Origin of the sequence: Pleionea litopenaei (assembly GCF_031198435.1) — a bacterium.
Taxonomy (GTDB): Bacteria; Pseudomonadota; Gammaproteobacteria; order Enterobacterales; family Kangiellaceae; genus Pleionea; species Pleionea litopenaei.
Genome location: NZ_CP133548.1, coordinates 317569 through 331791, shown reverse-complemented (window position 1 = coordinate 331791; position 14223 = coordinate 317569). Strand labels below are relative to the sequence as shown.

The window sequence follows — 14223 nt, the reverse complement described above, 5'->3', positions numbered from 1 at the left end:
CACTGCAATAGAAAGTGAGTCTTAGATAACAAAATTGAAGATAAAAAAAATCCCGCTTCAAGCGGGACTTTTTTATTATTTCGCGTGATTCTCAGCAAGATAAAGCCAAGTTTCTATCACGGTATCAGGATTTAACGAAACACTATCAATTCCGTGCTCCATTAACCACTGAGCTAAGTCAGGGTGATCAGAGGGTCCTTGCCCACAAATACCAATGTACTTACCGGCGTTGTTACAAGCAGTGATCGCTTTACTTAACAGCACTTTAACAGCTTCATTACGCTCATCAAACAAATGGGAAATAATGCCCGAATCGCGATCGAGACCTAAGGTCAATTGTGTTAAGTCATTCGAACCGATTGAAAATCCATCGAAATGCTGTAAAAACTCGTCCGCTAACAAGGCATTTGAAGGCAACTCACACATCATAATAACTCGTAAGCCATCTTCCCCACGCTTCAAACCATTCTCAGCAAGCAACTCAATCACTCGCGCCGCCTCACCTGTGGTTCGAACAAACGGAATCATAATTTCGACATTGGTCATTCCCATTTCGTTGCGAACACGTTTTATTGCCTCACACTCAAGTTTGAAGCACTCACGGAACTCTTCTGAAATGTAGCGAGAAGCGCCGCGGAAGCCAAGCATAGGGTTTTCTTCTTCTGGCTCATACAAATGCCCACCAACCAAGTTCGCATATTCATTCGACTTAAAGTCAGACATACGAACAATGACTTTCTCTGGCGCAAAAGCACAAGCTAACGTCGAGATTCCCTCAACTAACTTAGCGATGTAGAATTCACGTGGATTCGGATAGCCCGCCATATGCTCTTGAATTTGTTCTTTTAGATCGTCATCGTCAAGATCGTCGAATTCAAGCAATGCTTTCGGGTGAACGCCAATCATACGGTTAATGATAAATTCTAAACGCGCCAAACCGATTCCCGCATGGGGTAATCGAGCGAAATCGAAAGCTCGGTCAGGGTTGCCAACGTTCATCATAATTTTAAACGCAAGATCAGGCATATTGTCGACTTCGTTTTGAGAAATCTCAAAATCAATCAAACCATTGTAGATATTTCCAGTATCACCCTCAGCACAAGAAACAGTGACTTCTTGACCGTCTGAAATATGATCCGTTGCATCACCACAACCAACCACTGCTGGAATACCTAGCTCTCGAGCAATAATTGCAGCGTGACAGGTTCGTCCTCCACGATTGGTCACAATCGCCGAGGCTCGTTTCATGATCGGTTCCCAGTCTGGATCGGTCATGTCAGTCACTAAAACATCGCCCGGTTTAACCCGAGACATTTCACTAATATCATTGATAACCGCGGCAGGACCTTTACCAATGCGCTGGCCAATCGCTCGACCTGTGGTTAACACGTCTCCACTGCCTTTCAGCAAATAGCGTTCAATAACATTTTTATTGTCACGACTCTTCACCGTTTCTGGACGCGCTTGAACGATGTATAACTTGCCATCGGCACCGTCTTTAGCCCATTCAATATCCATTGGGCGACCATAATGTTTTTCAATGATCAACGCTTGGCGTGCCAACTCTTCAATTTCTTGGTCATTAATACAAAAAGCTTGGCGCTGCGCCATAGGTACACTAACCGTCTCTACGGATTTGCCATGCTCGTCTGACTCACCGTAGATCATTTTAATGGCTTTACCGCCAAGGTTTCTGCGCACCACGGCTGGTCGATTATTTCTTAAGGTTGGCTTATGAACGTAAAACTCGTCAGGGTTCACCGCGCCTTGTACCACGGTCTCACCAAGCCCGTAGGCACCAGTAATAAACACCACATCGTTGAAGCCCGACTCGGTATCCATGGTGAACATGACACCGCTTGCCGCGATATCACTTCGAATCATTTTTTGCACACCGGCAGACAAAGCCACCAACTTGTGGTCGAAGCCTTGATGAACCCGGTAAGCAATCGCACGATCGTTGAACAAAGAGGCAAATACCTCTTTTAACGCAAGTTTGACGTTATCAAAGCCGCGGACATTCAAGAAGGTCTCTTGTTGACCAGCGAATGAGGCGTCAGGAAGATCTTCTGCTGTCGCCGAAGAGCGTACCGCAACTGCGAACTCTTCGTTCGCATCGCCTTTCAAGGTTTGGTAAGCAGACTCAATGGCATTTTCTAGCTCTGGCATAAATGGCGTATCAATAATCCACTGTCGAATTTTGGCGCCTGTTTCAGCTAACTTCTCAACGTCATCGACGTCTAAGTGCTCTAGCTCTTGATGAATCTTATCATCTAAGCCACTTTGGCTAAGGAAGGTTCTGAAGGCTGATGCGGTCGTAGCAAAGCCATTTGGAACGCTTACTCCAACATTCGCTAAGTTACTGATCATTTCACCCAATGAAGCATTTTTACCGCCGACCACTTCTACATCATCCATGCCTAAGCCGTCATACCAGAGGACAAAGTCTTGCACTGTTTCTCTCCCGAGTTGTTTCCATAAGCCAGAAGTTGTTATATTCAGTAATTCTGGCGCTACTTTGTGTAGCCGTATTGTACTTGATGGACACAAAATATGAAACGTACGGTGTTTTTTATTTCAGATCGGACCGGAATAACCGCAGAGATGTTGGGGCAATCTCTGCTTAGTCAGTTTGAAGAAGCTGATTTTGAGAAAATATCGCTCCCTTTTATCGACAATGAGAAAAAGGCCATTCAAGCGAAAGAAAAGATAGATACCGCAGCAGCCAAAGGCGAGCAACCGATTGTCTTTGATACAATAGTGACACCCGAAATTCGTAAAATCATTATGGAAAGTAAGGGTTTAGTGCTCGACTTTTTTCATACCTTTATCGGTCCACTAGAAAATGCTCTCGGGCTAAAATCTGGTTTTCGAGTGGGAAAAACCCATTCATATGATGAGAAAGGAGAATATGACTCTCGCATCGATGCCATTAACTTCGCTTTAAATAACGATGATGGTGCGACAACTCGCTATTACGACAAAGCCGAACTTATATTAGTCGGCGTCTCTCGCTGCGGAAAAACACCAACGTCTTTGTATATGGCCATGCAGTTCGGCATTCATGTCGCCAACTACCCTTTTACAGAAGAAGATATGGAAGACTTGAAACTGCCCGCTATGTTAAAAAAATACAAAGATAAACTTTTCGGTCTAACCATTAACGCACAAAGGTTACACGAAATTAGAACAGAACGACGAGCAAACAGTCAGTATGCTTCCTTGAAACAGTGTCAGCTAGAAATACGTGAAGTTGAAGCACTGATGCGAAAAGAGCGCATTCCCTACATTACGACCACCAGCAAATCCATTGAAGAAATCGCGACCAAAATCATGGTGAAGTCTGGACTAAAAAGAATCTCGTTTTAAGGGAACCTTCTAAAGAATATTGTTAAAAAAATATCGTTTTAGTCTTTTGCACCAGAAAATAAAAAAGCGCCTAATGGCGCTTTTTTATTACATGATTCAAGTCATACCGACTGAAAATTTGGCTCAATAAAACCGTTACATCAACGGGTCTTGATCGGCCCCTTCTTTTTCGATTTCTGGAGGCATTAGATCTTCTTTTGAAACACCTAACGCTAAAGCTGCCGCACTCGCCACATAAATCGACGAGTATGTACCAATAATAATACCGACAAGCAAAGCGATCGAGAAGGCATGAATCAACTCTCCACCAAACACAAACAAGGCAATTAACACAAGTAAGGTGGTGAAAGAGGTAATCATGGTTCGCGTTAACGTTTGGTTCAATGAGCGGTTCATTACTTCTAATGCACTGCCTTTTCGCATCATTAAAAAGTTTTCACGAATACGATCATAAACAACGATGGTATCGTTTAACGAGTAACCGATGACGGCCAAAATCGCAGCTAACACCGTAAGATCAAACTCTATTTGGGTGAACGAAAAGAAGCCTGCAACAATGATAACGTCATGCGCAAGTGCCGCGACCGAACCGACAGCAAACTTCCATTCAAATCGAACCGCGACGTAGACCATAATACAGAACAGGGCGACCAACAAAGCCAGTGCACCTTCTTCTTGCAACTCTTCACCCAACGTCGAATCTAAATAAGCTCGTCGGATTTTTGTTACGTCTTGTCGATCTTCCCGCAAAGCATTCATGACAATAGCGTCAATTTCTTTATTGTCGATTCCAATATTGTTCGGCAAACGAATAGTAACATCGCTTTGACTTCCAAAGAATTGAATGACCGCTCCGTTAATATTATGCTTCTCAAGATTTACTCGAATCGATTGAATTTCTACCGGCTGTTCGTATTTCACTTGAATCATGGTGCCGCCAGAAAAGTCTAAACCGACATTTAATCCTTTCATGAATAACGAAGAGACAGAAGCAATTAACAACAGCGCCGAGAAGACAACAGCGATATTTTTGTATTTTAAAAATGGAATATTAAAGTTCATTCTATTCCCCTTATATCGCAATTTTCTTTACGGCTTTACCACCGTAAGTCGCATTAACCATTGCCCGGCTACCCACTATCGCAGTAAACATAGAGGTTAGAATTCCGAACAATAAAGTAATCGCAAAACCTTTGATCGGCCCAGTACCAACGGCAAACAGAATCAGCGCAGCTATTGCTGTGGTAACGTTCGCATCAGCGATGGTCGATAACGCGGCATCGTAGCCTTTGTGAATCGCTTGCGCCGGTGCAGAACCCGCTTTAAGCTCTTCTCGAATACGCTCAAAAATCAAGACGTTAGCATCAACGGCCATACCGACGGTTAGAACGATACCCGCCATACCCGGCAAGGTTAAAACCGCACCTATCATGCTCATCATGCCAACAATTAAAATTAGGTTGCACACCAAAGCGATATTCGCGAATAACCCAAACATTCGATAACGCAATAACATAAAGGCTAACACTAAGATAAAGCCAATAAAAATCGAAAAGGTTCCTTTCTCTATATTCTCTTGACCCAAACTCGGACCAACCGTACTGTCCTCAATAATATAGATAGGCGCTTTTAACGAACCCGACTTTAGAATTAAAACTAAGTTACTCGTGTATTCTGGAGTGAAGGTACCAGTAATACGGAAGCTTGAAGAAAGGGTTGATTGAATGGTTGCAACGCTAACCGCTTCTTTCTTAATCTTTTCATCAACTTTTATAAGTTCGCCTCGATCATTTTTTACAAAGTCCCCACTTTCGTCTTTCTTAAAAATAGGAGAAACTTCGGTTAAAATAATCGCCATTCTTTGACCAATTCGACTACCTGTTTCATTGGCCATTATCGAACCGCCAGTTCCGTCTAGTCGAATACTAATCTGAGGTAAACCTCGCTCATCGCGATCGGATTTCGCACCAGTGACGTGCTCACCATCGAGCAGCACATCCTTATAAACAAGAACAGAAGTGCCATCGCTCTCTTGAATCAGCTCAGAATCATAAGGCACTCGACCGCTCATGGCTTGGCTTAAACTGACTTTCTCATTGACCATTCGAAACTCAAGGGTACGAGTGTCACCAATGATACTTCGTGCAATTGCGGTGTCTTGAATACCCGGCAATTGAACAATGATTCGATTACTACCAGAACGTTGAATTAACGGCTCTGCTACACCGATTTCATTGATACGATTGCTCAGCGTGGTGATATTCTTTTTCACCGCAATGTCTCTGATCTCTCGTGTTTTCTGTTCCGTCATTTTAAAGATCAATTGATGCGCACCATCAACTTCTCTTTCAGTAATCTCGTATTCTGGTAATAACGGATTTAACTTTGCAAAGGCACTTTCTTGCAACTCTACATTCTCGAAAGTTGCAACTACCGAGTCTGTATTAGCATTAGACACCCCTTGATAATGAATGTCTTCTTCATACAAGGTCGTCTTAATGGTCGAGGTAAGTCCTTCAAATTCACGTCTGAATAAATCGTCTAGATCTACCTCAAGTAAGAAATGCACTCCTCCGCGTAAATCAAGACCTAATTTCATCGGTCGCAAACCCATGTTAGCCAGCCAACTAGGTGTGGCGGGAGCAAGATTTGCTGCAATGACGATATCGTCACTTACGTTTTTATCACTGTGATTATTTAAGAATTGATAAGCTGCTGTTTTCGCTAGATCTTGATCCTCTTGGCTCGTCAATCGAATCAATCCTCGACCACGTTCTAATTCCGTGCTTTTGACAGTAACATCTGCATCACTGACTTTTTTAGCAATGGAATCTAACAGCTCTTGAGAAACAGGCTCGCCGTTTTTATTAGAAATTTGTACTGCAAAGTCTTCTCCGTACATGTTCGGGAGAGCCAGCAGCACACCGATAAATATAATAGACAGCACCATCACATACTTCCACGTCGGGAAAGTATTGATGGGAGCGTGTCGAGGTTGACCCAAAATCATAAAACGCCCTTAATTAATCTTTAATCGACTTAAGCGTGCCTTTTGGCAAAGAGGCAGTAACCGCATGCTTTTGAACGCTGATGTTTACGTTTTCGGCAATAGAAATAACAATGTAATCGTCGGTCACTTTGTTAACTTTTCCTAAAATTCCACCTGCCGTCACTACTTCATCACCTTTATCAATCGCGGCTATCATATTTTTATGTTCTTTTTGTCGTTTCGATTGAGGACGAATAATCAAAAAGTAAAAAATAACGACGAACAAGCCCATCATAATCCAAAATGTGACAGGACTTCCGCCCGCTTGACCTGCAGTTAATAACATAGTGTTCCCCTTAATTTTCTAATTGTTTAATCTTTCGCCAAAGCTGGAACGTCCAGCCCGCGGCGTTTATAAAAATCTTCTACAAAATCGGCTAATGTACCGTTTTCAATGGCTTCTCGCAAACTCGCCATCAAACGCTGGTAGTAACGTAAATTGTGAATGGTGGTCAGCCTTGCCCCTAAAATTTCTCCGCACTTATCTAAATGATGTAAATAGGCTCGCGTGTAATTTTGACAGGTGTAACAGTCACACCCTTCTTCAATCGGTCCGGTATCCCTTTTATGGGGACTGTTTCGCAACCTTACAACTCCATCAGCCGTAAATAAATGCCCATTTCGCGCATTTCTGGTCGGCATAACGCAATCGAACATATCAATACCACGGCGAACTGCTTCAACGATATCTTCTGGTTTTCCAACCCCCATTAAGTACCGCGGGCGATCGGCTGGAAGCAAAGGTACTGTAAAATCAAGAACTTGCTTCATTTCTTCTTTGGTTTCGCCGACAGATAGGCCGCCAAGAGCATACCCATCAAAGCCGATTTTCATTAATCCTTCGGCTGACACCTGGCGAAGATCATTGTACATTCCACCTTGAACGATGCCGAACAGTGCATTTGGGTTGTCACCGTGAGCAGCCTTTGATCGCTCAGCCCAACGCAAAGACATTTCCATGGAATCTTTTGCCTGCTGCCAAGTCGCCGGATACGGCGTGCACTCATCAAAAATCATAACAATGTCTGAACCTAGGGCTCGCTGCACCGCCATCGACTCTTCAGGCCCTAAAAAGACTTTCGAACCATTAATCGGCGAGCGAAACTCAACGCCTTGCTCTGTAATCTTGCGTAACTCTCCGAGGCTAAACACTTGAAAACCACCAGAGTCGGTCAAGATAGGACCTTGCCAGTTCATAAAATCATGTAAATCGCCGTGCGCCTGAATGACTTCTGTTCCTGGGCGAAGCATTAAATGAAACGTATTACCGAGTACTATTTCTGCGCCAATTGACTTAACTTCATCAGCAGACATGGCTTTTACTGTACCGTAGGTTCCAACAGGCATAAACGCCGGTGTTTGTACTGTACCTCGCGCAAACTCTAAACTTCCACGCCTAGCGCGACCATCAGTTGCAGCCAAGTTAAATTTCATCTTTAAGCTCCTCGCGAGAATCCGCCTTTTCTAGAAACATTGCGTCGCCGTAGCTGAAAAACCGGTACTTTTGCTCAACGGCGTGTTGGTAAGCGGCCAAAATAGACGATCGATTACAAAACGCACTGACCAACATGATTAAGGTTGATTCCGGCAAATGAAAGTTGGTGACCAAAGCATCGACACATTTGAATTGATACCCAGGATAAATAAAAATATCCGTTTCGCCCGATTGAGCTTGCAACGACCCAGCTTGTGAAGCACTTTCTAAACATCGAACACTGGTCGTTCCCACCGCGATTACGCGACCGCCTTTGCTTTTCGTTTCACGAACCAACTCGACAACCGAGTGAGGAACGGAATAGCACTCTGAGTGCATTTGATGATCGTGAATTGCCTCAACTCGAACCGGCGCGAAAGTCCCTGAACCCACATGCAGAGTAACGAAATCCCATTTCACACCTTTTGATTTGAGTGCATCAAAAACCTCTGAAGTAAAGTGCAGACCCGCCGTGGGCGCGGCAACAGCCCCCTCTTCTTTGGCATAAATGGTCTGATATCGCTCGACATCAAACTCTGTATCTGACCGATCGATATAAGGCGGCAAAGGAATATGCCCGTAGTGATTTAAGACATCTAGAATTGAGCGTTGGTTGCCAGCGACGACAAACCGATAAAATTGTCCCACTCGCTCTAATACTTGCAAAGTAACGTCTTCAATAATTACTTTAGCGCCAATTGGCAAACGATTACTCGATTTGACCAGCGATAAACACTCATATTCACCGGTCATGCGCTCCAGCATTAACTCTACTTTGCCACCACTTTCCCGCTTGCCAAGTAACCGAGCAGGAATAACTTTAGTATTGTTAAAAATCAAACAGTCATTTGGCTGCACTAGGTTAACAATATCAATAAAATTAAGGTCGTTAATCGCGCCCACTGAGTTTACATGCAGTAAACGACTGGCATCGCGACTTTCAGTCGGAAATCGCGCAATTAATTCGTCTGGTAGGTCAAAACTAAAGTCAGAAAGCTTCATGGTTCAAGTAACAGTCAAAATTGAGGCGCAATTCTACCTGATCCCATGCCAATTAACGAGACTGAAGCGACAAATAAAAAAGGCCGCTAGCGCGGCCTCTCGAAGAACGATGAAGTTAGTTACAAGTAGCACCACCTTCGGGCCAGCAAGCTTTCGCTCCCCAGGTTTTATTGCCAGCTTGATCAATCGTTAGATTATCTTGCCCTGCCATTGAGTTGACCATGGTCCCCGTCAATGTATAGGTTGTTCGAGTTAGATTACCAACCGCTATTTGGCAATAAGGTAGACCACCATCAGAGGGAACATTAGCGATAAACGGAGGATTCGCATCAGCGCCCACATACGTCATATTAGCCGCTTTAAATCGCTCCATTGCACCTTGAGCGATACTCAATGCCCCCATGCAGTCGGCTCGCTTGCTACGTAAAACGTAATTATTGTAAGCAGGAATCGAGATAGCCGCTAAAATGGCAATCACCACACTCACAATCATCAACTCAACCAGCGTAAAGCCTTTATTTTTTGCTGTTATCATCGTCTACCTCAAATAGAGTCTTCATTTAATCGTTTAACACTCAAAACGGGTACTTGAGTGATTTTCACCTGTACCCGTTCAAGTCCATTCTAAACTAGATTAGTTTAGAATGTGTCGCCACTTAATCGGCACCATACGCTTCGGCGGAGTCGGAAGCAACTCATCTAAGTCACATTTACGACCAACACACAGATTACCACGTACGCCATTCCCTTCTTCAGTCAAGATGACTTGAGGCTCAGGGGCAATACCGGCACCAGGTAAGTCGATATAGAGATCGTTTTCGTCAATCGTGCCGTCATAGTTAATGTCAACATATGGCGTGCCATCTGAGACAGCTAGTGCGTAAATGCGTGAACTACCTGCCGCTGGCACACAAGAGCCAGAGTTATTCACTAACGGTGGAGGCGTATAAGTAGTAAACAACAGCGCATTGTTAAAGGTCAATGAATCTGCCATTACCTTCTCACCTTCGGTTGGGAAGTCATAGTACCAACCATGTTTGTCGGCGGTGACATCACCTAAGGTTTCGGTCGTATCATAGGTTCCATCACCATCACTGTCGGCAAAGGTTTGTTTGATCAAATCGACCAAGCCAATGTCTTTGACGATTTGTTTCGACAAGACACCTTTATCACGAAGTGAATACATATGTTCTACCAGCTCTGTGTCTAAAGGATGCGCTCGATAACCCGAGCCAATAGAGACCGAAACAAAGGTTTCACCTGACACAGTATCACGAACTAACGCAACATCGGGTGAGGTAAAGAAGCGACGGTTTTCTTGAGCCGTTGCACCACTTTGCAATTTAGCAAGACGTCCACCTTTGATTGAACCGCTGTCATTATCAATATCGAAACGGAAGATTTGGCCCGCATTGTCAGATACGTAGAAGTGATCCAGTAAGCCATCGTCATCTAAGTCAAAGGCTTTCACGTTCGAAGGAACCGAGTTCATACTCGAAACCGATCCGCCGTTACCAGGAATCGAGCCAGCTTTGCTTGAATCCCATAAGTATTTACCGGTTTTCGCGTCAGCAATATAAACCGCATTACCCTGACCAACATTCTGAGAAGCAACACCCGCTGTATCATGCACCGGATCATAACCGGCACCGAAGATCATCACTAATCGCTCAGTTTGGCCGCCAATGTTCATTTTACCAATGACCGGCTTAGACCAAGACTGCCCTAACTTCGCAAAGTCAGGATTTTCATCAGGGTTGATCTTATACAGTAGGTTAGGCTGCAACGGGTTGGTGATATCAAACGCATAGTAAGACTTACCACCGCGGCGAAGACCAACGAATAAGTAAACACTTTCACCACTATCGGCCGCACTGTTACTGTTTTTGTCGTCGAGATAAATAGTGATCTCACCATCGACGCCATAAGGGTGTGCGGTGCCAGCAGAAATCGGATTATTTTCCTTTTTCTCTTTTAATAGTGGCAACAAATCTTTCGGCACAAAGGACCACAGCTCTTTACCCGATTCGGCTTCAAACGCGTGCAAGTAACCGTTGTTGGTTCCTACAAATACCGCTGTGTATTCATTGCCATTACGGTTGTAACTCAATAGCGTTGGTCGAGAATGCAGTGGATCACCGATGATTTGGTGTGGCGTCAATAAACTTGCATCACTCACATCGTAACCGAGCGCCCAACGTTTAATGCTTAAAGCATCAGCATCATCATCGGCTTTCAATAGTTCTTTGGTGATGAATAAATTGGTTGCATCGATGCGATTAGACGCAGCGGTTGTCGAGTCACCGGTGACATTAGTGTACAAAGTACGACCAATTTGCTGTTCACCGGCAACACCACCGGTACCAACCTCATTGCCGTCAACACTGTCAGACCACCAGCTTCGTGCGGTATCGGTAAACTCACCATTCAATACATCGACGGCAGGATTACCATTAACATCAACAACGAGACCATCGCTCAAACGGTAACGCTTCATATTACCGACCCAAGACTTAGTTTCACCGGGTTGGAACAATGAGTAATACAACTGATCGTTATGCGTTAAACGGTTGTATTGGTTGACCGTTAAGCCTGCCGATACGAAGGTCGTGTTAGTTTTTAAAATTGAGTTAGCAATTTCTTTCAACTTCGCCAACAAGCCGGCTTTATCGTTGGCAGTAAAGTAGAAACCACCACCCGCGTTGGCGACATCTTCAAGAAATTCAGAGTCATAGTCGAAACCAATCACGTGAGTTTTCACGGTTTGATCTCCAGCAATCTTATTGTTTTGGTCGTTGTTCGCTAGGAACCCGGCGATTTTAATCGCACAGTCACGGCCACTACGATTACCACTACACCAGCCACCGGACCAACGGCTGTAAGTCTGTTGAGTACGATAGTCATGACTGGTAGGCTCACCATCGGTTAACAATACGATGTGATTCTTCTGACAACCATCAACGATTGGCGTCACATAGTTAGGATCGTTATCAACACGCTCGTCTTTACACGCATTAGCGTTAGGGTCTGAGCCATCACAACCTGACGGAGTATAGACAACCCCCGTTGGATCAAAACTGTTGGGATTACTGATACGATTGTTTCTACTTGAAGGTGTTCCACGGACTTTACCATAAAGCACTTCTTCGCCACGATAGTACAAACCAGCCTCTAATAAGGTATCACTGATGGGCGTGTTACCGCTGGCTTGGAAGTCTTGCACAACCTGCTTCATTTCATCACGCTTGGTGTACCCTGTACCGTCATACGATCCGCGGTATTTGATCACCAATCGGGGTGCACGTACCGCACTGCTCTCAAAGCTGATAACGTCACGGTTACCTGAATTGGTCTCAATGTACACTGACATGCCGTTACCTGCGACCCAACCCGCATTTCCGGTCAACGACTCAATCTGACTCACTAATGAAGGAGACTCATAAGTAATGTTTGATTCAAAATTCGGTAATGTCCAACTGACACCGCCAAGTTTCGGCGATGAGAAAATGCCATTTGCCGTTGCAGGTGCGTTCACAGCATCAATAAACTTAATCACGGCTTGAGCGTTACCATTATCTGGATTATCGGCAACGATTTCGATGTAAGCTTCTTCGATTTCTGCGCCTTGAGGCACTAAGATGTTGTCAAAATGTAAGCCAATACCTCGATTGCGACGACCATTACCGGTCGAGTTAAAATCTAGAATCGTGCCAGAGTCGTAGTAACCACCCGTGCTTGGGTACTCGATATCGTAAGCGCCATCAGAGATTTGGCGATTCGCTTGGTTAACGTAACAGCCAACAGGATTACCTAACGCTTTTGCGTTATTAACCGCTTCAGTGTTGTCTTGAATTTTTTGCGGGTCGGCATCGAACTCAATGCGAATTCGCGGCGCATACAAAGGATTACCGTCATGGGCAATTGCATCACGAAGTGCTGCTTGAGTTTGTCCAGCACGAATGAAAAATGCCATGCTGTTACTGCCACACCAATCGCCCTGATTGACAATTTCTTGTACCAAAGGAGCAAGGTCGACCGTTGAGTAACTGCTTGGAGGCACTAAACCATCAGCATCGTACAGCGGAGAAGGAGCAATCCAGTCACCTGGTGCCCATTTCACACTATTAGCGGTTGGATTACTGGTTAATCGATCCGATAACTTGTCGCCAGTAAAGGTGTCTGCGTTTCCGACTTTCTCGCCAAGAATCTCAAAGACCGGACTACCAGTGATGGTGTTGTAGCTCGACACGGTAATGGTCGCGCTAGTTATGATTGCACCTTGAGGAATGTCTAAGTCAGTAAAACGCAGCCCCATTAAATCGGTTGCTTTTTCTTCATTGAACTCAAGAATGGCCGCATTATAAGCCATTTTATTGCCAGCAAAGTTTTCGGTCGCATCATCGTCATTGCTGTTGACTTGCGAAATAGCTACTGGATCGGTTGCTGCATCAACGTTAAATACCGCATTTAAGATAGGACCACCAGGTACACTGAAACGTGCCATACCGATGTTTAATCCTTCGATATCTGTAATGAACTCATACATAACGTCACGCATTACATCGATACGAGACTCGTTTGAGCCAGATGCATTACGGTTCATACTTCCCGACGTATCAAATATAAACAATACGTTCGGTGTGGCACCGCCAGCATTGGTTCCATTAAAGAATATTTCGGTATCGTCTGCGTATACTGAATTCATGCAGGCTAATGCATACATGCCAGTACAGGCTGCTACTTTAAAAAACTGCTTCTTAAACATTGTTGGTTCCTCCCACCAAGGTTTGGTGAAAATGAAAAATTAACATTGTGCTGAAATCTGATAAGCCCACCACTCTACCTGCTCAGTGACACCCATACCGTCACCTGTAGAGTCAACTTCGTAAACTAGGCACTTAACCCCACCCTTATCGGATCCGAGGCTATAGCCGAAACACAGCTGCTGAACACAGCCCTTCTTTTCAACATTCACTTGTACTTGCGCGGCCTTTCCGTCGATAAACGTATCGTTACAGCCAGCTTCATTTCCGTTTTCGTCGACACAAAAGTTAACGTTTCCGTTGACGCGTGCGCGAAATAAAATATGAGTGGGATCGCCAACATCGTTGCCGGCGTTCGCCATTTCGGTAAAGGCACCAACACCCGCATCGGCGGCATTGAAGACCCAGTTACTTTGATGCACGTTGCTAGCGACTAGCTCCTGCATACTGGAGTTTTTTACTGCCCAGACGCCTAAAACAGTTAAGATCACTAAGAGCACCAAGCCAACGATTAAGGCTGCTCCGCGTTGCTTAGTTTGTTTAATCTCTTTCATCATTGACTGCAC

10 protein-coding genes are annotated in these 14223 nt (G+C 44.5%); 1 reads left to right on the top strand and 9 read right to left on the bottom strand.

Features of this window, described 5'->3' with window-relative positions:
• Nucleotides 1–75 precede the first annotated feature (75 nt).
• Entirely contained in the window at nt 76–2454 is a 2379-nt protein-coding gene (ppsA, locus tag Q9312_RS01340) for a phosphoenolpyruvate synthase (protein ID WP_309202724.1), read from the bottom strand.
• 99 nt (nt 2455–2553) lie between these two features.
• On the opposite strand from ppsA, the gene ppsR reads away from it, so the two are divergent.
• The gene (ppsR, locus tag Q9312_RS01335) at nt 2554–3369 is read left to right on the top strand and encodes a posphoenolpyruvate synthetase regulatory kinase/phosphorylase PpsR (protein WP_309202723.1); all 816 of its coding nucleotides are present in this window, start codon (nt 2554–2556) and stop codon (nt 3367–3369) included.
• Nucleotides 3370–3504: 135 nt separating this feature from the next.
• Here the strand turns inward: ppsR and secF are convergent, their stop codons facing one another.
• The 8 genes from secF to Q9312_RS01295 all read right to left on the bottom strand — a co-directional run bounded on the left by secF (nt 3505) and on the right by Q9312_RS01295 (nt 14214).
• A complete protein-coding gene (secF, locus tag Q9312_RS01330; RefSeq protein WP_309202722.1) occupies nt 3505–4431 on the bottom strand; it encodes a protein translocase subunit SecF in 927 nt (308 codons plus the stop codon).
• Nucleotides 4432–4441: 10 nt separating this feature from the next.
• Nucleotides 4442–6379 (bottom strand): protein translocase subunit SecD, encoded by a 1938-nt coding sequence (secD, locus tag Q9312_RS01325; protein ID WP_309202721.1) that lies wholly within the window; start codon nt 6377–6379, stop codon nt 4442–4444.
• A 13-nt stretch (nt 6380–6392) separates the two neighbouring features.
• Nucleotides 6393–6704 carry a preprotein translocase subunit YajC gene (gene yajC / locus Q9312_RS01320; RefSeq protein WP_309202720.1) on the bottom strand — a complete coding sequence of 104 codons (312 nt, stop codon included), beginning with the start codon at nt 6702–6704 and terminating at the stop codon, nt 6393–6395.
• A 26-nt stretch (nt 6705–6730) separates the two neighbouring features.
• Nucleotides 6731–7852: a tRNA guanosine(34) transglycosylase Tgt gene (gene tgt, locus Q9312_RS01315; RefSeq protein ID WP_309202719.1), complete on the bottom strand. Its 1122-nt coding sequence runs from the start codon at nt 7850–7852 to the stop codon at nt 6731–6733.
• On the bottom strand, nt 7842–8894 hold the full coding sequence (gene queA / locus Q9312_RS01310) for a tRNA preQ1(34) S-adenosylmethionine ribosyltransferase-isomerase QueA (protein ID WP_309202718.1): 1053 nt from the start codon (nt 8892–8894) through the stop codon (nt 7842–7844). The genes tgt and queA overlap by 11 nt, the downstream gene beginning before the upstream one ends.
• Before the next feature lie 115 nt (nt 8895–9009).
• The gene (locus Q9312_RS01305; RefSeq protein ID WP_309202717.1) at nt 9010–9429 is read right to left on the bottom strand and encodes a type IV pilin protein; all 420 of its coding nucleotides are present in this window, start codon (nt 9427–9429) and stop codon (nt 9010–9012) included.
• A 99-nt stretch (nt 9430–9528) separates the two neighbouring features.
• A complete protein-coding gene (locus tag Q9312_RS01300) occupies nt 9529–13659 on the bottom strand; it encodes a PilC/PilY family type IV pilus protein (protein WP_309202716.1) in 4131 nt (1376 codons plus the stop codon).
• A gap of 39 nt (nt 13660–13698) precedes the next feature.
• Complete coding sequence (locus tag Q9312_RS01295; protein ID WP_309202715.1) at nt 13699–14214, bottom strand: PilX N-terminal domain-containing pilus assembly protein; 516 nt, start codon at nt 14212–14214, stop codon at nt 13699–13701.
• Nucleotides 14215–14223: the final 9 nt, after the last annotated feature.

What these genes read in the sequence shown, in the direction of transcription:
- queA (WP_309202718.1), bottom strand. Translation starts at nt 8,894, where the DNA reads ATGAAGCTTTCTGACTTTAGTTTTGACCTACCAGACGAATTAATTGCG.
- yajC (WP_309202720.1), bottom strand. Translation starts at nt 6,704, where the DNA reads ATGTTATTAACTGCAGGTCAAGCGGGCGGAAGTCCTGTCACATTTTGG.
- ppsR (WP_309202723.1), top strand. Translation starts at nt 2,554, where the DNA reads ATGAAACGTACGGTGTTTTTTATTTCAGATCGGACCGGAATAACCGCA.
- secD (WP_309202721.1), bottom strand. Translation starts at nt 6,379, where the DNA reads ATGATTTTGGGTCAACCTCGACACGCTCCCATCAATACTTTCCCGACG.
- Q9312_RS01305 (WP_309202717.1), bottom strand. Translation starts at nt 9,429, where the DNA reads ATGATAACAGCAAAAAATAAAGGCTTTACGCTGGTTGAGTTGATGATT.
- tgt (WP_309202719.1), bottom strand. Translation starts at nt 7,852, where the DNA reads ATGAAATTTAACTTGGCTGCAACTGATGGTCGCGCTAGGCGTGGAAGT.
- Q9312_RS01295 (WP_309202715.1), bottom strand. Translation starts at nt 14,214, where the DNA reads ATGATGAAAGAGATTAAACAAACTAAGCAACGCGGAGCAGCCTTAATC.
- secF (WP_309202722.1), bottom strand. Translation starts at nt 4,431, where the DNA reads ATGAACTTTAATATTCCATTTTTAAAATACAAAAATATCGCTGTTGTC.
- Q9312_RS01300 (WP_309202716.1), bottom strand. Translation starts at nt 13,659, where the DNA reads ATGTTTAAGAAGCAGTTTTTTAAAGTAGCAGCCTGTACTGGCATGTAT.